The organism is Paenibacillus sp. Soil787, assembly GCF_001429545.1.
GTDB lineage: Bacteria > Bacillota > Bacilli > Paenibacillales > NBRC-103111 > Paenibacillus_E.
In genome coordinates, this window is the sequence record NZ_LMSP01000012.1 from 263,427 (window position 1) to 285,094 (window position 21,668).

Here is a 21,668-nt window from a genome sequence, read left to right on the forward strand (position 1 = left end):
AACAACCTCCAATAGTCCTAAAAAACACTCCCTACCAGTATAATACAAGCCCTATAGGGTGTCAAAATGTAAAAACCCCCTACATGTAGGGGGAGACACTTCAAAGAACTTCGTATGTATGCCTATTTCAAGTTTACAAATTGTAAATCAAGAGGAATTTCCGCCTTACGCAAGAGCGCAATAACGGCCTGTAAATCATCTCGACTCTTCCCGGTTACGCGGATTTGATCACCTTGGATTTGCGTCTTAACTTTAAGTTTGGAGTCACGAATAAGAATGTTAATTTTTTTCGAGTTCTCCTGATCGACACCTTGTTTCATGCTAATTTTCTGCCTTACGGTGGAACCAGCCGCTGGTTCTACTTTACTGTACTCGAGATTTTTAATCGAGATACCGCGCTTCGTCATTTTAGCGTGCATAATATCAAGAACATTCTGAAGCTTAAACTCATCATCGGAGGTGACAACAAGCTGGTCCTTATCCAATTTAATGCTGCTTTTACTGCCTTTAAAGTCAAAGCGGGTGAGGATCTCTTTTTCCGCCTGCTGAATGGCGTTGTTTAGTTCCTGCATATCCACCTTGGATACGATATCAAACGAGCATTCTGAACTCATCTTAGACAAAACATCCTTTCCATCAAATTACAATAGCATTATAGCAAGAAGCCGTAAAAAAAGAAACATCCCAAGCCCTCTCGGCCTAGGATATCTCTTCGTATTATTCATTACCCGGGAAAGCGCAGGAACTGCCAAAATGCTAGCTTTTTTGCAAATTAAGCTGTATTCTTTTAGGGTTTGGTGTATCTCCGACAGGAACAATCGTACCATTGACAGTAAGTTCCAGAGCACTAGCCGCACCTACATTTAAATAAGCAGAACTGGTTAGATCAAAATTGTCCGTGTCACCGGCTTTGTAAAGCTTCTGTCTAAGCATTTCTTTACCGCCTGCGTCTGTAAGAGAATCCACACGAATCCAACAGGAACCTGTTATTTTCATCTCAATATTCAGATTGGCAGCACCGGTTATCGTGTAGTTATCTACGCCTTTCTCGCTAGTGCTAAACTTAACCTGAACAGATGGCGTTGGTGTTGGTACTGGTGTTGGTACTGGTGTCGGTATTGGAGTCGAAAGAGGCGCCACTTTACCGTCACCGGACGTATTCATTGTCGTACTTGGAGCAGTGCTAGCCGATTGATTCGTAGAATTAGTGATTCTCGGAGATTGCGTTTGAGCAGGTTTTTCATCTGCCGGCGTTCCCTTATAATTCTTGTACGTATAGTAGTATACGATACCGAATATAAGCAGAATGAAACAGACAAACATCGTTCCAGAAGCCCATCTGCTCAATTTCTCAGTATTACGGACACTTGTTCTATTTTTACGAATCGTTTCTACAACTGGTTTCTCTACAGCTGGGGATGGATTCGTCGTTTGGTACATGCCCAGAACTTCAGCAGGATCAAGCCCCACCGCTTCAGCGTAGCTTTTGATAAAGGCACGTACATAGAAGCTGCCAGGCAGAACCTTGTAGTTTCCCTCTTCAATCGCTTCCAAGTAGCGTTTACGAATTTTCGTAACTTCTTGAAGATCGTCAAGAGAGATTTTCTTTTCCTGGCGTGTTTTGCGTAAAATGTATCCGAGATCAGACATATGGTCACCTCCTCGCGGGATCTTTTTTATTTAATGACGTTACAGACATTAAAAAGGTTCGGATGTATACGTAAATGAATCATAATTGATTTCTTCATCTGGGCTATTTCGCAGCTCAATAATATAATCGAAGTGATTATATGTGTATTCTGACTCCCGAATAAATATATCCGGATGCTCGATAACCTTCGTAGAAGGCATACCCATAATGTCCTGCAAAAGGCTGTAATGCTTCTCATTGGAACGTATAGTGGAAACGATACCATCAATAATATATACATTATTGGGAGTCATTTCATCTTCCGACAGTTGACTGCGCACGGTTTGCCTGAGTAACGTAGAGGAAACGAAAGTCCAACGTTTGTTTGCGCATACACTGCCTGCAATAATCGACTCCGTTTTACCAACTCGCGGCATACCGCGAAGACCTACAACTTGGTTCCCTTCTCGCTTGAAAATTTCACCAAGGAAGTCAACTAATAGCCCTAATTCATCACGAGTAAAACGGAAAGTTTTGCGATCATCCGAATCGCGCTCAATATAACGGCCATGACGCACAGCCAAAATATCAACAAGCTTTGGGGGTCTAAGAGCGGTAATAGTAATATTATCTACTTTTCTTAACATTTTACCCATTAAGTCAATTTTTTCTTCATCATTGGTTTGTAAAAGCATACCGCGTGTACGATCTTCTACCCCATTAATGGTTACAATATTAATATCTAGCATCCCCATCAAGGAAGCTATATCCCCTAATAAGCCGGGACGATTTTTGTGAATTTTGTACTCCATATACCATTCTTTAACGTCCAATCTTTCCACCTCATCGCAATATCTGTAACGAACAAGTCGATACCTATCCAAATAATTTCTACAATTTCCGTCAATGTCCTTCTTTTATCGCGTAAAAATTCATAAATTCATTTCATTTTTAGTTCTTTAAGCTCTTGTTCGTTGTAAATTATACCACCTTTTTTCCATGAACTGGTTTTCATCATAGCGAGTCGATTGTCCAAGATTTGGGCCCAGTTAAGCTCAGCTGATACAGCTCCTGCAATATCCACAACCGATACTCCGATAGATTTAGCCTTTTGTACTTGCGCCTCATCTACTGGTGTGAAGAAAATAATGTTGCTCGAATGATGCTGCCTCGTTTGGAAGGATAACTGCTGAAACCATTGTTCATTATTATCGAGTATTACGATATGATCCGCTTCCTCCGAAGGTGCCCAAGCAGAGGGAATGGGACGATCACTTCGAGTCACCCACTCCACGACAACGTTTTGTGCTAGTAGGTCTTGAATCCATTTATTTTTCAAGGTCTCAATCTGAAGAGCATCAATTTGCAAGAACGAAGCTTGCTCATTGACTTGACTTGTGATTCCTTTGGCATCAAGCTGACTTTGTAATAAGGTCCACTTACCCATCGAAAGTCCTTGACCAATCACTCCATTAGCAGAAGGAAACAGTTCATTACCAATGACATATATGTAATCATATTTATTTGCTTTCAACTTTGTTATAACGCTTTCATCCAGTTGATTCAAATCCTTGATCCAATCGAAGGCTATGAAATTCGCATCTCTCCACTGCTGAAGCGCATTCCCTACCAGCTCCTTAGCAGGCGCAGACATACTAGCTCCTGTCAGCATAAGCACAGATAATTTATTATCCAACAATTCTTGCTTAATGGCTGGAATTCCACGATTTCCACACCCTGTTAAGATAAAAGAGAAGAGCAATAAAATAAGCACAAAACGTTTGATTACCATGAAGTTACAATTCCTTTCTTCCTTATAAAGCGTGCAAAAGCCTCCGAAAGAGGAGGCTTTCACATAGTACCCTATTGAATTGTAAAACGGTTATTAACCTTTGTCTACTAATTTTACCATGAGGCGGGCAATTGTAAGCTTTTCTTGCTCATCCCCTGCATCCCACAGCTCTTTGAGCACTCGCTCTTGTTCATTTTCAGGATCCACTTTATTGGCCAGAAATTCACCGATTTGAAAAGCGAGCTTAGAGATGGTTTCCTCACTCATCCCCGCATGTCCCGCCTGACTCACACGTTCAGCCAAAAACTCTTTCCACTTATCAAATACTTTAAGTACAGTAGCCATTGTAAGAAGCCTCCTTAGATATGAGAAATGGTCATTACATACGTAATATTCGCTTCCCAGCTTAAAATTATGCGCGAGGCTTCCTACTCTGTACTTAGGTTAACCATCCACCATTTGGACTTATGATTTGACCCGTAATATAACCGGATTCAGGCAGTGCTAAAAAGTATACAAGCGAAGCAACTTCATCAGGTAAAGCAAAACGACCTACCGGAATTTCATTGGCGATCGCTTCCCGCTCCTCAGGTTGAAATCCTGCCATCATTTCAGTATGTACCGCACCCGGCGCTACGGCATTCACCGTCACACCAGAAGGAGCCAGCTCCTTCGCTAACGCCTTCGTAAAGGCATTCAACCCACCCTTGGCTGTTGAGTATACAACTTCACAAGAGGCGCCAGAGATGCCCCATATGGAGGATACGTTAATAATGCGGCCATACTTTTGTTTGACCATTGCAGTCATGAAAGTTTGTGTACAAAGAAAGGCGCCTTTAAGATTAACATTCATCACCTGATCCCAGTCTTCTTCGCTTACATCAGAAAGCATACCAAAGTGAGAAATTCCCGCATTGTTTACGATAATATCAGGGACCATGTCTCTTTGTTCCAGCTTTTCTTGCATCTTATAGATTTGTTCACGAGATTTTACATCCGCAGATATAGTTAATACTTTGGCGCCATGCTTCATGCAGGATCTGGCCACTTCATTAGCAGCTTCATGCGACTCACGGTAGTGAATAACAACATTCATGCCTACCGCGGCAAAACGCTCAGCAATGGCTGCACCAATCCCCCGACTAGCCCCTGTTATAAGAACTGTTTGTTCACTGAATGGCTTAGGAAACGTCACGATGGCTTACGACTTTGCACAATTGAGATAGCAAGTCTGCTCCAATCGAAATGCTCGCGGAATCGACGGTTCACATCTTCAAGTGTAATTTGCTCGTAAACAGGCAGTATATCGAATAAATCAATATCTTTGAAACGGTATTTAGTGAATTCATTCGCTATGGATTCCGGTGAGTTCATCATCCGTAGGAAATTACCAATTTTCTTCTTACGGCTCCGCTCGAAAGTGACTTCATCGAGTCCAGAATCCTTCCGTTTTTCAACCTCTTCGCGAATGCGCGCAACAAGTTGGTCCGGATCTTTGGTATCTCCTCCAAGAATGGAGAAAGCATATCCCTCACTGCAATTATATTCATGACCGAAATTATCAGAAATCAATTGTTCATCATATAGTGCCTGATAAATATCAGAGCTTGAACTGAACAAAACGTCTAACATTAATTTCGTCGTCAATTCTCTAACTAACAAGTCTTTCCCGCTTACAGAAGGCGCAGGCTCTTTGAATCCGATTAAACATTTTGGCATTGAAACAGGAAGTAGAGTTACTCTGCGAGCTTCCTTCACTTCTAATGGCTCTTCTGGGAAAAATCGTTGGATATCACCTTGGGGTGGAAACGTTTTGGCAGCTTGATTCTCTTTAACTAACGAAATAACTTCTTCTGGATCTACGCCTCCAACCACAAAAAGGCTCATATTGCTGGGGTGATAGAATGTGTTGTAACACTCATACAAGGTTTCTTTTGAGATTTCGGCAATGGATTCCACTGTACCAGCGATATCAATATGGATGGGATGCTTAGCATATATGGATTCAATTAATCCATAATAGCTTCTCCAATCCGCATTATCTTCGTACATTTTGATCTCTTGACCGATAATCCCTTTTTCCTTTTCTACATTTTCATCTGTAAAATAAGGATTTTGCACAAAATTAATTAATGTCGTTAAATTAGTTAAATAGTGGTCCGTTGACGAAAATAAGTACGCTGTCCGATCAAAGCTTGTAAAAGCATTAGCCGAAGCGCCGTTTGAAGCGAAAGTAGCGAAAATATCACCTTCAGGCTCCTCAAACATTTTGTGCTCCAGAAAATGAGCAATACCATCCGGAACTTGAACTGCCTCTTTCCCTTCAACTTGGAAAAAGTTGTCAACAGATCCGAATTGTGTCGTGAACGTCGCATAGGTTTTCTGGAAACCATCTTTGGGTAGAACAAATACATGTAGCCCATTATCAAGCTTCTCGTGATAAATGGTTTCACCAAGGTGTGGATAAGGAATAACCTGCATCTTCTACTCTCCCTTCTGGTCCCGCAAAAAGTATATCGTATCCAGTTGAACACGCTTGGCAGCCTCAGCAATAGCCGCCACATCTACCTGCTCCACAGATTCAATCAAGCCTGAAACTGTACGTTCTTTTCCAGATAAAATCGCATTAAAGTCAAATGAAATTAATTCAAATGCGGAATCCTGAATTTCGCGGAGTTGATTGGCAATCATGGCTCTGGTTTGCTTCCATTCAATATCACTGATTTCACCTTGCTCCATGGCAATCAACTGCTTCCGAATGATGTCAACCGCTTTCTCATAATTCGCCATTTCAATCCCTGACTGAATCGTTAGAATGCCTTTGTGACCGTCAAACCGAGAAGAGGCATAATAGGCCAAACTCGCTTTCTCACGAACATTCGTAAACAATTTGGAGTGTGGGTAACCTCCGAGAACGCCATTATACATAAGAGCTACTGGGTACTGCTCATCTCGATACGAAATATTTGTACGAAGTCCCATGTTCAGTTTCCCTTGATTAACATCCAGACGTTCAACGATTGTCTTTACATCTCCTGTTGCTCCCCGCGGGGCAGATGTTACATACCCGACATCCTCCTTACGTTCAATGGAGAAAGCTTGCTTTACAATACCCTCTACCTCAGAAAGCGTCGTATTTCCGACGACATAAATATCGATAGGTGCCGATTGAAGCCAGTTTTTATATTGTTCGTAAAGTTGTTCGGCATTGATAGGGTCCAAATCATCTATTTTGCCCAAAGGGTGTAGTCGATAAGGATCATCCTTACACATTTCTTCGATACAACGTTCAGCCGCATAACGAATTTTGTCGTTAATGACTGATTCTATTCGCTTCTGGAGAGTCTGCTTCTCAGCATCAACATATTTGTTACGAAAATGTCCTTCTTCGAGCGCTGGCTTTGTCAAAGTTTCCCCAACGAATTCAAGTCCCTGCTTTAATAAAGATTGTGCTGATTTCACGAATCGGTCATTGATGATATCCATACGTAACTGAACAATTTGGTAATCGCCACGTTTGTAAATATCAAAACCGAATCCTGCGCCATATAAATCATCTAAGTATTCTCGAAATTGCTTCGTTTCTGGGCGTAATTCCGTACCTCTACGCAGTACAAATGGTGTCAAAGCGGTGCTCGTGACCGTTTCTTCCTCTAGAGGACGGCCTATGTACACTGAAATGGCAAATGTTTTAAACCGATCTGTCGGCAGCACATGTAAACGTATATGATTCCATGTAGTGCGCTCAAATTGTTTATGCTTCAAAGGTCGGTCTCCCTTCTTTGTCCGTGATATAAATCCATTATATTCCTATACGAAGAGGAGAAGCAACCAAAGCTGGTTCCTTCTCCTTGTCCATGTCTAAATTATTTACAGAAAATATGCTTCCCAATCGTTTTGATTTGCGTCCTACTCCAAATCCATTTGGATGTTGCCGTTGCAGGGTTGAAATAATAAATGCAACCACCCGAAGGATCCCATCCATTCAGCGCATCTTTTACGGCCTTTTTCGATGATTCGTCGGGTGTTAACCATATTTGGCCATCCGCTACGGCTGTGAAAGCACCAGGCTGAAAGATAACACCAGAAATCGTATTAGGAAAACTAGCTGACTTCACCCGATTCAAAATGACGGCTGCAACGGCAACTTGCCCAATATAAGGCTCACCGCGAGCCTCTCCATGCACCGCATTCGCCATTATCTTTAGATCTTGCTCAGATAAGCCAAGGTTATTAGAGGGCAGCAAATTGGCTGGCTTTTGATTTGAAGTTGCCGTTTCGTTGCCTGCACTTTCGTTGCCTCCGCCGCTTTGTCCTCCTGTGGATGGAGCTGTAGGCTTCCAATTCTTCGTAGCTTCCCACAGTTTAAGCTTGGTCTTGGGACCTACAATGCCATCTACTTTCATCCCAAACTCACCTTGGAATCGCTTCACGGCCAATAAAGTTTTATACCCGTAATCTCCGTCTATACTACCGCCATAGAAGCCAATGAACTTCAATCTGCCTTGCAGTTCGTTAACATCAGCTCCAGTTGCTCCATAACGCACTTCATTTTTACTAAACGTTTCTTCAGCAGGTGGATTGAACTTTCCTTTCAACTGAAAAGCGACAACTAGTACGAAAACAATACAGAATGTAAGTACAATTAATCGTTTATTCATTCCCCTTCTCAACCTCACTTTTCAAATTACAGCCTTTTCTTGCTTATTATGAGAAAGGGACTCTCTGTTTATGCAAAAAAAAACACTCTCATGAGGAGAGTGCTTGTACAATCGTTTATTTATGCTAGGAACTGATCCGATTATGATGGTATTGTTCAATCGACATCAGCACTTCTCGAGGCTTACTGCCTTCGTACGGGCCGACAACCCCTTTGGCTTCCATTGAGTCAACAAGCCTTGCCGCACGTGTATAACCGACTCTCATACGCCGTTGAAGCAGGGAAACAGAGGCTTGCTTGGCTTCCAGTACAATTTGAACAGCCTGGTCGTACAGCTCATCTTCAAATTCATTTTGTTGCTCGGGCATTTCTTCAACATGCGGGACCATTTCTTCCTGATAGTTCGCCTGCTCCTGCGTTCGAACAAAGCCAACCACATGTTCAACCTCTTGATCAGATAGAAAGGCTCCCTGTATGCGAACTGGCTTAGATGCGCCTACTGGCAAATAAAGCATATCGCCTCGACCTAACAGCTTCTCGGCTCCAACCATATCTAATATGGTCCGTGAATCCACTTGAGACGAAACACCGAACGCAATACGTGATGGAATATTCGCTTTAATCACGCCCGTAATAACATCTACGGATGGTCGTTGTGTAGCAATAATCAAATGAATTCCCGCTGCGCGTGCCATTTGAGCAAGGCGGGTGATGGAATCTTCCACATCATTAGCAGCAACCATCATTAAATCGGCTAACTCGTCTACGATAACTACGTAATATGGCAGAGGGACTGCTGTTCCGCTCTCTGTCAACATAGCGTTGTAGCCCTCAATATTTCGCGTTCCACTTTTCGAGAACAGCTCATAACGCTTTTCCATCTCAACGACGACTTTCTTAAGAGCTAGCGATGCTCGTCGAGGATCCGTTACAACCGGTGCCAGTAGATGAGGGATCCCATTGTAGACATTCAATTCAACCATCTTCGGATCGATCATTAGAAACTTCACTTCATTAGGCTTGGCTTTGTACAAAATGCTCGTAATAATCCCATTAATACACACGGATTTACCTGAACCGGTGGCTCCGGCTACAAGTAAGTGAGGCATTCTCGCCAAATTTCCGACGATGGGTTGTCCAGAAATATCACGTCCAAGTACAACAGATAGCCGCGAGCTTGATTCCTGAAAAGCGGATGTTTCCATGACTTCACGCATCGTCACGATCGAAACCTCGAGATTCGGCACCTCAATGCCGATCGCAGCTTTACCAGGAATAGGCGCTTCCATCCGAATATCCTTGGCGGCAAGCGCCAACGCGATATCATCGGTCAAAGAGACGATTCTGCTGACTTTCACACCCACGTCGGGCTGTATCTCGTAACGTGTTACGGCTGGGCCTCTGACGACCTCCAGCACCTTGGCACGTACCCCAAAGCTCTCCATGGTGGCTTCAAGCTTCCTTGCATTCGCTTTATAGTCCGCCATCTCACTGCCTTTGCCAACAGCAGGCTTCGCTAATAAATCAAGTGAAGGCATTTCATATGGACGTGTTTGCACAATCGGCACATTATCCTGAAATTCTAGCGTAACTGTCTCATCCTCTGTGTTAACAGCCCCTGCCCCTTGTACGCTTGAGACCGGCGCTGTAGAGGAAGCTGCAGGATGTTTGACAGCCTGCTGAGCTTCTTGAAAAACCTGCTCCTGAAAATCACGAATAATGGGTGTGATTGGTTGATCTGTAGAAGGTGAATCTGATTCTGCAGCTTGCTTCGAACTTGACTTATAAACAACTTGCTCGGTTCCATCTACTGCATCTAAATCATTTAATTCATCTGTATTTGAATGATTCTCGACTGCTGCCTTTTTCCGATTTTCCTTATTAGGACGAAGAAGTTCCATGAAAAGTGGTGTTTTCTTCGCCCTTTTGACAGGTTGGAAAACCTCTTCATCAAATTCATCATCAACTGGAACATAAGAGGATCTCTTCGCCTTAGTTGCACTAGCACTTGTGGAGGCTGTTTGAGGCTGACGTGTTTCCCGATCCTGCAGCCACTCTTTCATTCTATCTTTAAAATTTTGGCCAACATTACTGAATCGACCCTTCACGATATTGCCAATGTCTACGTAAGAAATGCCTGTTGCCAGAATAAAGCCCATAACAAACAGAGCATATTGGATTAATCTCGCGCCCAAATAATCGAACAGAAAATAAAGGACACTGTATAGCATAGCGCCAATCATGCCGCCGCCAATACCATGTTCGAGCGCCGCTTTGCCTGCTTCTGTTGGTTTCAGACCATCTAACATGGCATTCCATGTAGATCCAATGATTTTACCTGACGAGAAACCGCCATCAGGATATAGTTGAGCGAACAAATCAATATGATTTTTTATTAGCAGTCCAAGAACAAATAGCAATATGCCTGCTTTCTTGGGCGTAACCATCTGCGGCCATGCTCTCTTAATCATCGCATATAAGGCCACATATATGAAAATCAGCGGTATAAGTGAATACCACGTTCCCACAAAAAATCGGAAAAGGTAAATCAACGAATTCCCGACATGCCCTTGATGAGCAAGTGCAATGACGGAGAAGATTAGAATGAGAATACCATATAACTCGAATAACAAGCTTGTTTTTAGTGCCTTACCTTTTTTCTTGCGTTTCGCCACGCTTGCCACCCCCAAGTCCACATTATACCATATTTGACTTGGGGGATGATACAGGAAGAGCAGGCTAGATAGTTAAAGTTGCCTCAACTACAGGACTATATGAAATAATAGTTCCAGGGGCATATTGATTATTCAAATAATCCTGAGGATTACTGCTAAACAGTCTGACAATTCGAGCCTGAAAGCCACTAATCGGTTCAATTTGCATTTTGACTCCACCCTGATCGATCTCGATAAATTTGGGTTCATACGTATCCATTCCTTCAAAAATCACATCCATAGGAATAACGGAGTAATGTATCATTGTACGATGCCTCCGCTCGCTGCAGCTTTCTTACTCTCTATACGCTGATTAAGCTCTCGGATTGCATCCCCGATTCCGCCAACTTGATCTATTAAGCCATATTTAACAGCGTCAATACCAATAACTGTAGTCCCAATATCCCTTGTCAACTCACCAGTCTTAAACATCAACTCTTTAAACTTTTCTTCTGTTACATTAGAGTGCTTCGTTACAAACCGTACAACCCGTTCCTGCATTTTATCCAAATATTCAAATGTTTGTGGGACTCCAATAATTAAGCCATTTAATCGGATGGGGTGAATCGTCATCGTTGCCGTTTCAGCAATAATGGAGTAGTTAGCTGATACTGCGATGGGAACACCTATGCTGTGCCCGCCACCTAGCACCAAAGCAATGGAAGGCTTTGATAATGTTGCAACCATCTCCGCGATGGCTAGCCCAGCTTCGACATCTCCCCCAACCGTGTTTAAAATAATCATAACGCCTTCAATCTTAGGATTTTGCTCTGCGGCGACTAATTGTGGAATGATGTGTTCATATTTGGTCGTTTTATTCTGGGGAGGGAGAACGATATGCCCTTCCACTTGACCAATAATGGTGAGGCAGAAAATATTAGATTCGCCAGAAAGCGTATTAGTTTGACCTAGCTGTTGAATGTTTTCGAGGACTGCATTTTTTTTACTTTCTTCCGTTTCCGGTTCTTGTTGTTTCGTTCCTGTTGGTGCTGCCACTGAAAATCCCCCTTCGAGTTTTGCTTTTATCAAAAACTGCTTTAAGCTTTAACTGCATTTTGCTAGCAAACTTTGCATGTACTAATCATAATCTCCCATAGTATGAATAAATTTGTGTACTTTCATGCATTTGCACCTTTGAACTAAAATAAAAAAAGCTCCCTCCAGTGATGGAAAGAACTTTACTATTTGCATAGGTTCAAGTGACTTGTTCGAGCCTAGACTTCCATGATAATAGGAAGGATCATCGGTCTTCTTCTGGTTTGTTCATATAAAAAGCGTCCGAGAACATCTTTCACGTTTGTTTTTAAAGATGCCCACTCATTTACATTTTCATTCATTAATTTCGTTAACGTATTCGTTACGATACGATTGGCTTCTTCCAAGAGACCCTCAGATTCACGTACATACACGAATCCGCGAGAAATAATATCTGGTCCAGATAAAATTTTGCCATCTTGTTTGCTGAGTGTAACTACGACCACAAGGATTCCGTCCTGAGACAGTAATTTACGGTCACGCAACACAATGTTGCCTACATCTCCAACGCCAAGTCCATCAATCAGAATGTTGCCGCTTTGAACTTTAGATCCTTTGCGAGCAACGCCATTTTGAATTTCTACCGTATCACCGATATCGCACATAAATATATCTTCTTTAGGAATGCCGACAGACTCGGCAAGGATGGCATGTTGACGCAGCATGCGATATTCGCCATGAATCGGAATAAAGTACTTAGGCTTTATTAGATTGAGCATTAATTTCAATTCTTCTTGGCTACCGTGACCTGATACGTGTACGCCAGTAACAGAACCTGGACCGTAAATCACATTAGCGCCAATACGGAATAACTCATCTACGGTACGGCCTACATAACGCTCATTCCCCGGAATTGGAGTTGCCGCAATAATAACCGTATCACCAGGTAAAATATCGATTTTACGATGGGTTGAACGTGCCATTCTTGTAAGAGCAGACATTGGCTCTCCTTGGCTTCCTGTGGAAAGAATGACAACGCGATCAGCGGCAAGCTTGTTAACTTCCTCTGGCTCAATTAGCATGCCATCCGGAATGTGCAAATACCCTAACTCGCTAGCGATCGAAACCACGTTAACCATACTGCGACCGATTACTGTTACTTTGCGATTTGTTGCTGCGGCTGCATCAAACACCTGTTGAACACGGTGAATGTTGGATGCAAATGTCGCAATAACAACTCTTTGCTTAGCCTTACGGAACACTTCTTCAATTTCAACCCCAACACTGCGCTCAGAGCCTGTGTAACCAGGCCGTTCTGCATTTGTGCTATCGGATAGTAAGGCAAGTACGCCTTTCTTCCCAATCTCTGCCATACGATGCAAATCCGCATATTGATCATTCACAGGAGTTTGATCGAACTTAAAGTCTCCTGTATGAACAACAACACCTTCTGGTGTATCTAAAGCGACACCCACAGAATCAGGAATACTATGGTTGGTTTTGAAGAATGTTGCTGTAAGAACGCCTAAGGAAAGAACGGATTCTGAATTAATGAGGATCCGGTTCGTAGTACCGAGTAAATTTGCTTCCTTCAACTTTGCTTCGATAAGTCCCATTGTAAGCTTAGTTGCATAAAGTGGAACGTTAAGATGCTTAAGCACGTAAGGTAAGCCGCCAATATGATCTTCGTGGCCGTGAGTGATGATAATGCCGCGTACTTTATCCCGATTCTCCGTTAGGTATCCAATATCTGGAATGACAATGTCGATTCCAAGCATGTCCTCCTCTGGAAATTTCAAACCACTATCAATGACGATGATATCGTTCGCATACTGAACGCAATACATATTTTTTCCGATTTCGCCCACGCCGCCAAGAGCGAAGATCAAAAGTTTATCAATATTTTTTTTGGACAAGAATATACCTCCTTCTTAGATTGGACGACGAATTTTAAATGAAAAAACCGAACTAGTCACTTGCAACCATTATACATGAAAAAAAACAACAAATACAAGTTAATACCGATTACTTTAGATTCCCCAAAAAAAGAAAACCGATGCCGGAAGCACCGATTCATTAGGCGTTATCATACAAAAAGTGATTGGATGAATTGTCCTTCTTGCTCGGATACACGAACTAACGGAAGTCTTACGCCTCCAGTTTGAATGCCTTTCAATGCTAGAGCATGCTTAATTGGAGCAGGACTCGGTACACGGAAAATGCCAGTAAAAACTGGATGAAGCTTACGATGAAGTTCTGCCGCCTGCTGAATGTTACCTTCTAAATAATACTTTATCATAGATTGCATTTCTTTTCCAATCACATGACTAGCAACACTAATAATACCCTGACATCCTACCGCTAGAGCAGGCAGCGCACTGCTATCATCCCCGCTATAAACAAGGAAATTAGGAGCTGCACCATTAAGTATACGTGTCAATTGATCCGTGTTAGCGCAATCTTTGGTAGCCACGATATTAGAAATTTGGGATAGACGAATAGTGGTCTCCGCATCCAAATTCACACCTGTGCGTCCCGGTACATTATAAAGCATAATCGGTACCTGAACAGAATCAGCTACTGCTTTAAAATGCTGGTACAACCCTTCTTGGGAAGGGCGATTATAATAAGGGGCTACGATCAGTAACGCATCGACGCCAAGTTTTTCCACTTTTTGGGAAAATTCAACAGTATCCAGCGTGTCATAACTCCCTGTCCCTGCAATGATCTTGCAGCGCCCACCGGCATAACGAACGGATAATTCAATAAGCTTCAGCTTCTCATCATCTGTTAATGTTGGCGCTTCACCGGTCGTGCCACAAATAACAAGGCTATCCGACTGCTGCTCTTCGATCAAATAGTTAATTAATGGTTCTACTTGCTCCCAGTTCACTTGTAAGCTCTCGTCAAAAGGAGTGACCATAGCTGTAATTACTCTTCCAAAATCCAAAAGATATACCTCCTCAATCTCGCAAATTCACTTATTTAAATTGAACTTATGGTGTAGTGCCCTGACAGATTTAATCATATCAATACCATGAACAAGTACCCAAATCGTTGTATTTGAATCCGCTGATTGAAGGATACGTATGTCCTCTTCCGTTAATGCCTCAACAATATGCGCCATAATACCCGGCACTCCGTTCATACCGCCGCCGATTACCGAAACCTTCGCACATCCGCTCACAGCCTTAGGATCATAACCTTGACTTCTGAGCAGCTTTAGAGCGCGTTCCGCTTCATGATCGAATACCGTATAAACGACACCCGATGGATTAACATTTATAAAATCAACACTAATCTGATGCAGTGCCATCGTTTTAAAGACGCGAAGCTGAAGATCGAATTGACCTTCAACAGCAGCAACATGAATTTGAGTAATATTCGTAAAATGGGCTATTCCCGTAACGAAGCGATCCCTTACCTGGCTCATATCCGAAGGGATACTGTCTGAAGCTGTAACCAATGTTCCTTCTTCTTTGGAAAACGTAGATCGCACGCGAATCGGTATATTAGCCTGCATGGCTACTTCTACCGCGCGTGGATGGATAACCTTGGCACCATTATGTGCCATATTGCAGATTTCAGCGAAGCTAACGCGAACTAGCGGTTTAGCATCTTCAACGATTCGTGGATCCGCTGTCAATATCCCGTTCACATCTGTGAAGATATCTACAATTTCAGCTTTAAGGGCAGCACCAAGAGCAGTAGCCGATGTATCACTACCCCCGCGTCCTAGTGTTGTCAATTCATCCTGACTTGTTTTACCCTGAAATCCTGTAACAATGACTACCATATCTTGCTCCAACAATTCAAGGATCCGGTTAGGCTGCATAGCTACGATCTGCGCATTACCATGAACATCATTCGTCAGAATGCCAGCTTGCCCACCTGTCAAAACTGTAGAGTTAATACCTATTGCTTGTAATAGGCTGCACAAATGTACTGCAGAAATTAACTCTCCGCAGCCCATTAGCATATCGAGTTCCCTCGCTGGCAGCCCCTCCCCGTTCTTTCGAACGAGGTCTAAGAGCGTGTCAGTCGCATAGGGTTCTCCTTTTCTTCCCATCGCGGATACAACAACAACTAATTTATAATGATTAATTAGTGCATCTTGAATGTGTCCAATAACATGTTCTCTGGCATGAGCGGTGGAAAGCGAAGTGCCTCCAAATTTTTGTACAAGGATTCGCATGAGTTTCCCCCATATTCACTGCATAATGATTAACGCAGTCATACTTGCTGATATTATTGTTCTATAGCAATATATTCAGCAATTTGTACAGCATTCCATGCAGCGCCTTTTAGCAGGTTGTCAGAAACAATCCACATGTTTAGCGCTTTCGGATTGCTCAAATCACGGCGTACACGACCTACGAAAGTTTCCAATTTACCCGCTGCATCTGTTGCAAGTGGATATTGTTGCTCAGCCGGATTGTCTACAAGGACAATACCAGGGGCATTAGCAAGTAACGTCTTCACTTCTTCTACGTCGAAATCTTCTTTTAATTCAACATAGACAGATTCCGAATGACCATAAACAACTGGAATACGAACGCATGTAGCTGTAACTTCAATGGACTCATCACCCATAATTTTTTTCGTTTCAAGAATCATTTTCATTTCTTCATTCGTAAAACCGTTATCGAGGAATTTATCAATTTGCGGAATCGCATTGAAGGCGATCTGGTGTTTCACTGGCAAAGAACCAACCGGCAAAATATCCGGATTCGCAGCATTTCCTTCAAGCACTTCTTTGGATTGTCTCAACATTTCGTTAATCGCTTTGGCACCTGCTCCAGAAACAGCTTGGTACGTAGAAACGATGATACGGGAAATCCCATAACGATCATACAATGGCTTAAGTGCAGCAACCATTTGAATCGTGGAACAATTCGGATTTGCAATAATGCCTTTGTGTTCGTTAATTTTCTCTACGTTTACCTCAGGCACCACAAGTGGAGTTTCAGGATCCATGCGGTATGCACTCGTATTATCAATACAGATCGTACCTGCTTTAACCGCGTGAGGAGCTAATGCCTTCGTAACATCGCCCCCGGCACTAAATAAAGCAATATCAACGCCTTGAAAGCTTTCTGGTGTCGCTTCTTGAACGGTTACTTCTTGACCTTTAAAAGAAAGCTTTACGCCCGCTGAACGAGCGGAGGAAAGTAATTTCAATTCCTTGATGGGGAAATTCCGTTCTTCTAATAGACGGATAATTTGTTCTCCTACTGCGCCTGTAGCGCCTACGACTGCAACGTTAAAAAGCTTCTGGTTCGACATGAGCTGGACTCTCCCCTTCAAGATGTTATATATGAATTAGTATTGAAATCTCTCAATAATCATGGGCTGTAATTGCTTACCTTCAAGAGCAGCTTCACAGGCTTCCATAATCAAGTCCATCCGAGCTACCAACGAATTTGGCTTCGCTCCAGGTGCATCTTGACCATAGGGCACAAAATAAATGTTTTTGGTAATAAGAAGCTTAGCGATATTCATCGCGTTCAATCCCAACCCATCATTCGTCGAAATGGCTAAAACTAGCGGCCGCAAGTTTCTCATTTGCGCTTTTGCAGCCATAAGTACTGGACTCTCTGTCATCGCGTTTGCTAGTTTACTAGTCGTGTTCCCTGTGCATGGTGCAATAACCATCACATCAAGCAGTTTGGATGGACCTAGTGGCTCAGCGGCTACAATCGTAGATATAATGTCGTTCCCGGTTATATCCTTGATCTGTTGCTGCCAATCTGCTGCATTGCCGAAACGTGTGTCGGTGGTCATGACTGTATTCGATACAATCGGTATGACACGTGCACCTGCATCTACAAATCTCTTAATCTGCGGCATGACTTCTTCCAACGTACAGTGAGAACCAGTTAAAGCATATCCGACTGTTTTCCCTTGCCAATTCATTCCACATCGCTCCTGTCTTTGAAGTCTTCCTCGATCAGCTGACTAAGTGTCTTTGCCATGATGCGGCCAGCTGTTTTGGGGGCGACGATGCCAGGTAAACCGGGCGCTAGCATCGCTTTGATGCCTCTTTTCTCAGCAAATCGGAAGTCCGTTCCGCCAGGTTTAGAAGCCAAATCGATGATGAGCGCGCGATGTGGGATATTAGTAATAACTTGCGCTGTGACTATCATAGTCGGAATTGTGTTAAAAAGCAAGTCAATATTCCCCACTTCCGGGTACAGGTCCTTTGTATAAAAAGGCTGAAAACCCATCTCCCACGCCCTTGCAAAATGCTCCGGTTTCCTCACGCCAACCTTCACGGTTGCCCCTAATCCCTGCAGAGTTTTGGCCATTGTAAAACCTGTACGACCAAAACCTAAAACCATACAAACTGAACCGTGGATGGTAATATCGGTGTTCTGGATCGCCATCATTAGTGCTCCCTCGGCTGTCGGGATGGAGTTATAAATCGCTATATCATCACGCTCGAATAACTCCACTAACTCAATTCCGTTTGCCGCACAAAGCTTTTTCAGAAAGCTTTTGGCCATTCCTGTATACACTTTGGCATGCTTCGGCAGTGACGACATAAGTTCGTCTGTCAGTCTCATCTCTTCACTCGAGAATATAGATTCCACTTGTCCTGAATCATCCGTACCTACAACTGGCAAAATAAGTACATCAACGGTTTGAAACAGCATGGGATCGAGTTTAGCATTTGAAACACCGCTAAATTGTCTTCCTAGATTATCAAATCCGAATAATGTCACCGTAGCATCAAGTTCAATAAATTTCTGAATTACTTCAAGTTGCCGGGCGTCTCCACCCATAATTGCAACCGAAATCCCAGTGAGCATTCTCGCTTACACCCCTTTCTCGGTCCGTTTCGATACGTTATAGTATGCGTTCGCCTAAGGATGGGTGACTTACCGCACTCAGTTCCTTGGAAAACAAAAAGAACCCCTTCCATTGGAAGAGGTTCTGGCAGTTGATGCTTACGTATGTAGTAGATCTATTACCGTCCTGTGTGGCCAAAACCGCCTGATCCTCGATCCGTCTCTGTTAATTCCGAAACCTCACCCAGCTGGATCTGCGGCACAAGCTGGAAAACCATCTGCGCAATTCGCTCATTCCGCTGAATGGTGAACGGCTCCTGTCCATGGTTAATCAGCAGCACTTTCACTTCCCCGCGGTAGTCGGCATCGATCGTTCCCGGTGAATTCAGTGTTGTGATGCCATGCTTGTAAGCAAGCCCGCTCCGCGGTCGGATCTGAGCTTCAAGCTCAGGCGGCATACTGAGTGCGAAGCCTGTCGGGATGAGCTGACGCTCACCTGGACCTAGCACTACCGGCTCGCTCACGGCAGCATGAAGATCGAAGCCGCTGGCAGCGGCGGACATTTTCTGAGGCAGAAGGATATCCTCCTGTCCGGATACCCGTTTAATTTGGACATCAAAGTTATTGAGAGACAAGTTGATCCCTCCTGAAGCCGTTAATTACATCATCCGAATTTCCCACCATAGATAGAGCAAAAGGTGCCCCGAAAAGCGTTTTCGTTAATTGACGAATGTCCTCCATCTGAACGCTTTCAATTCGCTCGATCATTTCGTCGAGACTGTAATGCTTACCAGTCATCAGCTCATTTTTCCCAAATCGGTTCATACGGCTGCTGGTGCTCTCCAAACTAAGGATCAAGCTGCCCTTCAGCTGCTCCTTGCCTTTCTTGAGTTCAGAATCTGTCATACCTTTCACAGCCATATCACGCAGCAGCTCCATAGTTACCTTAAGCACTTCTTCCGTCTGTTTCGGTGCTGTGCCTGTATAAATCGTAAACATACCGCTGTCGATATGCGAGGAGTGGTAGGAATAGACGGAATAAGCAAGCCCGCGTTTCTCCCGAATCTCCTGGAACAATCTTGAACTCATTCCACCACCAATGGCATTATTGAGCAGTACCATCGGATATAGATTCTCTTCTTGAAGCGATAGACCTGGAAGCGATAGACAAATGTGATTTTGTTCCGTTTTTTTCGCATGGAAAATCAGTTCTCCAAGGAAATCCGGTGCATCATAACTTGTTTCCACGCCTGTTTGAGCGAATTCACCGAAATGCTTCTCAATAAGCTCGCGCACACTATCATCAATATTGCCAGCAATGCTAAGAACCGTATTTTCTGTATTATAGTATTGCTTCATATAGTTACGCAGATCATCCGATTTCATTTTCGATAAATTGTCCTGGGTTCCAAGGATCGTATACCCTAGCGGATGTAAGCCATAAGAAGCTTTGGCCAATAAATCATGAACCAAATCGTCCGGTGTATCTTCATACATTGAGATCTCTTCATATATGACATTCTTCTCTTTTTCTAACTCACTCTCATCAAAAGCAGAATGGAAAAACATGTCCGAAAGCATATCCATGGCAAGAGGCAAATGATCATCAAGAACCTTCGCATAATAGCATGTATACTCTTTGGAGGTGAATGCATTCACATTTCCTCCGATTCCATCAAATATCTCCGCGATATCTTTGGCTGAATGGCGCTCTGTCCCTTTGAATAACATGTGTTCAATAAAATGCGAAATGCCGTTATTATCTTGTGACTCATTACGCGAGCCCGTCTTCACCCAAATCCCGAACGTAACCGATCGAAAAGTAGGAATTTGTTCCATGACGACTCTCAAGCCATTATGTAAGCGATATTTGATCACCAAGGTTCCTCCTCGAATTGTAACACCTAAAGTCCTATTCCCAAATTATACTTACTCAGTCTAACAAAAATGTGAGGACGACTCAACTTTCCAGCTGATTCATCGATTAATTGACAATTTGACCCGCTTCAGCAACACGTTTAGAGGATAGAAGCTCAGATACGGTGCCAATCGTCAATCCTTTATTTTTAATAATACGGATCATACCTGGCAATGCGTCCTTGGATGAGGTCGTTGGATGCATCAAAATAAGGGAACCAGGCTCGACACTTGTCGATAGCCTCTGAAGGATTCGCTCAGCTCCTGGATTTTTCCAATCTACCGTATCGAATGTCCAAAGTACAGTCTGTAGATTGAACTCCGAAGCAACTTGAACCGTTTCTTGGTTAAAATAACCCGAAGGAGGCGCAAATAACATGTTTTTCACACCAAGCTGCTGCTTCAACAGTTCCTCTGTTTTAGAAATTTCCTCAACAGCTTTACTGCGAATAATACTTCTCATATCTTTGTGCGAGTAAGCGTGATTAGATATTTCATGCCCTTCGCTTTGGATCTTTTTGGCCATTTCGACGTTCTTCTTCAACCACGACCCATCCAAAAAGAATGTCGCATGTACATTTTCTTTACGGAGAGTCTCTAGCATACTAGGCAAATACTCATTTCCCCAAGCAACATTGATCATAAAAGAAGCCATAGGCTTCTTGGGATTCCCTTTATAAATCGGATTTGGACCGAGATCGTTCAATTGAATACTTGGCTGCACTTCCTTCATTACATAATTGATTTTATTCGGCGTTAAGTTATGCTCTGCTAGTTTGAGCGTCTCCTCAATATCGACTTCCAATCCATTGTAACCGGGAATAGCTTTCCAAACAGGATCAAGTTTAGCGTTAATTGGGGGAATCTTTCGTTTTTCAGCTTCTTTCATAATCGTTTCTAGTAAAATGCTTATCTTTGACTTCATTTGTTCGGTTGAATTCAAAGTCACAGAGGCAAAGACCGGGAGTGCTTCTTCGTCCATCCAATTGGAATCTGCTAGATACGAAATTTGATTAATCTTCACTGCATTAATATAAGTTCCTATGCTAGGGATTGCATCCAATGTAAGCAAAACCATAGCAAAAAAACTTCCAAGAAGAAGCCATTTTTTGTGGAGCATACACCGATCCCCCTTCCTATGTCCTGATTTTATGCAGGAAAGGACAAGAGTAGAACGTGGCATGTCCGG

At 43.0% G+C, this 21,668-nt stretch carries 21 protein-coding genes; all 21 read right to left on the reverse strand.

What is annotated here, in order from left to right; all coding sequences use genetic code 11:
• Positions 1 to 122: 122 nt before the first annotated feature.
• Positions 123 to 614 (reverse strand): YajQ family cyclic di-GMP-binding protein, encoded by a 492-nt coding sequence (locus ASG93_RS13740; protein ID WP_047672977.1) that lies wholly within the window; start codon positions 612 to 614, stop codon positions 123 to 125.
• A gap of 142 nt (positions 615 to 756) precedes the next feature.
• Entirely contained in the window at positions 757 to 1,650 is an 894-nt protein-coding gene (locus ASG93_RS13745; protein ID WP_056832800.1) for a helix-turn-helix domain-containing protein, read from the reverse strand.
• Between the two features lie 48 nt (positions 1,651 to 1,698).
• The gene (locus ASG93_RS13750; protein WP_373291262.1) at positions 1,699 to 2,442 is read right to left on the reverse strand and encodes a DUF3388 domain-containing protein; all 744 of its coding nucleotides are present in this window, start codon (positions 2,440 to 2,442) and stop codon (positions 1,699 to 1,701) included.
• A gap of 128 nt (positions 2,443 to 2,570) precedes the next feature.
• Positions 2,571 to 3,422, reverse strand: a complete 852-nt coding sequence (locus tag ASG93_RS13755; protein WP_056832801.1) for a hypothetical protein — start codon at positions 3,420 to 3,422, stop codon at positions 2,571 to 2,573.
• A 93-nt stretch (positions 3,423 to 3,515) separates the two neighbouring features.
• Positions 3,516 to 3,767 (reverse strand): DUF3243 domain-containing protein, encoded by a 252-nt coding sequence (locus ASG93_RS13760; protein WP_047672971.1) that lies wholly within the window; start codon positions 3,765 to 3,767, stop codon positions 3,516 to 3,518.
• A 94-nt stretch (positions 3,768 to 3,861) separates the two neighbouring features.
• Entirely contained in the window at positions 3,862 to 4,617 is a 756-nt protein-coding gene (ymfI, locus tag ASG93_RS13765; protein ID WP_056832803.1) for an elongation factor P 5-aminopentanone reductase, read from the reverse strand.
• Positions 4,614 to 5,903: an EF-P 5-aminopentanol modification-associated protein YfmH gene (gene yfmH / locus ASG93_RS13770; RefSeq protein WP_056832805.1), complete on the reverse strand. Its 1,290-nt coding sequence runs from the start codon at positions 5,901 to 5,903 to the stop codon at positions 4,614 to 4,616. Before yfmH ends, ymfI begins: the two co-directional genes overlap by 4 nt.
• Before the next feature lie 3 nt (positions 5,904 to 5,906).
• A complete protein-coding gene (yfmF, locus tag ASG93_RS13775) occupies positions 5,907 to 7,187 on the reverse strand; it encodes an EF-P 5-aminopentanol modification-associated protein YfmF (RefSeq protein WP_056832807.1) in 1,281 nt (426 codons plus the stop codon).
• Positions 7,188 to 7,288: 101 nt separating this feature from the next.
• On the reverse strand, positions 7,289 to 8,083 hold the full coding sequence (gene sleB / locus ASG93_RS13780; RefSeq protein WP_056832809.1) for a spore cortex-lytic enzyme: 795 nt from the start codon (positions 8,081 to 8,083) through the stop codon (positions 7,289 to 7,291).
• Between the two features lie 124 nt (positions 8,084 to 8,207).
• On the reverse strand, positions 8,208 to 10,757 hold the full coding sequence (locus tag ASG93_RS13785; RefSeq protein WP_056832811.1) for a DNA translocase FtsK: 2,550 nt from the start codon (positions 10,755 to 10,757) through the stop codon (positions 8,208 to 8,210).
• A 64-nt stretch (positions 10,758 to 10,821) separates the two neighbouring features.
• Positions 10,822 to 11,061 (reverse strand): YlzJ-like family protein, encoded by a 240-nt coding sequence (locus tag ASG93_RS13790; RefSeq protein WP_056832813.1) that lies wholly within the window; start codon positions 11,059 to 11,061, stop codon positions 10,822 to 10,824.
• Positions 11,058 to 11,792, reverse strand: coding sequence for a ClpP family protease (locus tag ASG93_RS13795; protein WP_056832814.1), 735 nt, complete (start codon positions 11,790 to 11,792; stop codon positions 11,058 to 11,060). Before ASG93_RS13795 ends, ASG93_RS13790 begins: the two co-directional genes overlap by 4 nt.
• A 218-nt stretch (positions 11,793 to 12,010) precedes the next feature.
• The gene (locus ASG93_RS13800; RefSeq protein WP_056832816.1) at positions 12,011 to 13,687 is read right to left on the reverse strand and encodes a ribonuclease J; all 1,677 of its coding nucleotides are present in this window, start codon (positions 13,685 to 13,687) and stop codon (positions 12,011 to 12,013) included.
• A gap of 170 nt (positions 13,688 to 13,857) precedes the next feature.
• On the reverse strand, positions 13,858 to 14,721 hold the full coding sequence (dapA, locus tag ASG93_RS13805; protein ID WP_056832818.1) for a 4-hydroxy-tetrahydrodipicolinate synthase: 864 nt from the start codon (positions 14,719 to 14,721) through the stop codon (positions 13,858 to 13,860).
• Between the two features lie 27 nt (positions 14,722 to 14,748).
• Entirely contained in the window at positions 14,749 to 15,966 is a 1,218-nt protein-coding gene (gene dapG, locus ASG93_RS13810) for an aspartate kinase (protein ID WP_056832820.1), read from the reverse strand.
• A gap of 53 nt (positions 15,967 to 16,019) precedes the next feature.
• Positions 16,020 to 17,057, reverse strand: a complete 1,038-nt coding sequence (locus ASG93_RS13815; protein ID WP_056832822.1) for an aspartate-semialdehyde dehydrogenase — start codon at positions 17,055 to 17,057, stop codon at positions 16,020 to 16,022.
• A gap of 36 nt (positions 17,058 to 17,093) precedes the next feature.
• Positions 17,094 to 17,687: a dipicolinate synthase subunit B gene (locus ASG93_RS13820; protein ID WP_056832824.1), complete on the reverse strand. Its 594-nt coding sequence runs from the start codon at positions 17,685 to 17,687 to the stop codon at positions 17,094 to 17,096.
• Positions 17,684 to 18,583, reverse strand: a complete 900-nt coding sequence (dpsA, locus tag ASG93_RS13825; RefSeq protein WP_056832826.1) for a dipicolinate synthase subunit DpsA — start codon at positions 18,581 to 18,583, stop codon at positions 17,684 to 17,686. Before dpsA ends, ASG93_RS13820 begins: the two co-directional genes overlap by 4 nt.
• 158 nt (positions 18,584 to 18,741) lie before the next feature.
• Positions 18,742 to 19,197 (reverse strand): dUTP diphosphatase, encoded by a 456-nt coding sequence (gene dut, locus ASG93_RS13830; protein ID WP_056832828.1) that lies wholly within the window; start codon positions 19,195 to 19,197, stop codon positions 18,742 to 18,744.
• Positions 19,184 to 20,440 (reverse strand): M16 family metallopeptidase, encoded by a 1,257-nt coding sequence (locus ASG93_RS13835; protein ID WP_056832830.1) that lies wholly within the window; start codon positions 20,438 to 20,440, stop codon positions 19,184 to 19,186. Before ASG93_RS13835 ends, dut begins: the two co-directional genes overlap by 14 nt.
• Positions 20,441 to 20,546: 106 nt before the next feature.
• The gene (locus ASG93_RS13840) at positions 20,547 to 21,599 is read right to left on the reverse strand and encodes a polysaccharide deacetylase family protein (protein ID WP_056832832.1); all 1,053 of its coding nucleotides are present in this window, start codon (positions 21,597 to 21,599) and stop codon (positions 20,547 to 20,549) included.
• Between the last annotated feature and the right edge of the window lie 69 nt (positions 21,600 to 21,668).

Coding starts and splice junctions, on each gene's coding strand:
- ASG93_RS13740 (WP_047672977.1), bottom strand. CDS start 614: ATGAGTTCAGAATGCTCGTTTGATATCGTATCCAAGGTGGATATGCAG.
- ASG93_RS13745 (WP_056832800.1), bottom strand. CDS start 1,650: ATGTCTGATCTCGGATACATTTTACGCAAAACACGCCAGGAAAAGAAA.
- ASG93_RS13750 (WP_373291262.1), bottom strand. CDS start 2,442: ATGGAGTACAAAATTCACAAAAATCGTCCCGGCTTATTAGGGGATATA.
- ASG93_RS13755 (WP_056832801.1), bottom strand. CDS start 3,422: ATGGTAATCAAACGTTTTGTGCTTATTTTATTGCTCTTCTCTTTTATC.
- ASG93_RS13760 (WP_047672971.1), bottom strand. CDS start 3,767: ATGGCTACTGTACTTAAAGTATTTGATAAGTGGAAAGAGTTTTTGGCT.
- yfmH (WP_056832805.1), bottom strand. CDS start 5,903: ATGCAGGTTATTCCTTATCCACACCTTGGTGAAACCATTTATCACGAG.
- sleB (WP_056832809.1), bottom strand. CDS start 8,083: ATGAATAAACGATTAATTGTACTTACATTCTGTATTGTTTTCGTACTA.
- ASG93_RS13790 (WP_056832813.1), bottom strand. CDS start 11,061: ATGATACATTACTCCGTTATTCCTATGGATGTGATTTTTGAAGGAATG.
- dapG (WP_056832820.1), bottom strand. CDS start 15,966: ATGCGAATCCTTGTACAAAAATTTGGAGGCACTTCGCTTTCCACCGCT.
- ASG93_RS13815 (WP_056832822.1), bottom strand. CDS start 17,057: ATGTCGAACCAGAAGCTTTTTAACGTTGCAGTCGTAGGCGCTACAGGC.
- ASG93_RS13820 (WP_056832824.1), bottom strand. CDS start 17,687: ATGAATTGGCAAGGGAAAACAGTCGGATATGCTTTAACTGGTTCTCAC.
- dpsA (WP_056832826.1), bottom strand. CDS start 18,583: ATGCTCACTGGGATTTCGGTTGCAATTATGGGTGGAGACGCCCGGCAA.
- ASG93_RS13840 (WP_056832832.1), bottom strand. CDS start 21,599: ATGCTCCACAAAAAATGGCTTCTTCTTGGAAGTTTTTTTGCTATGGTT.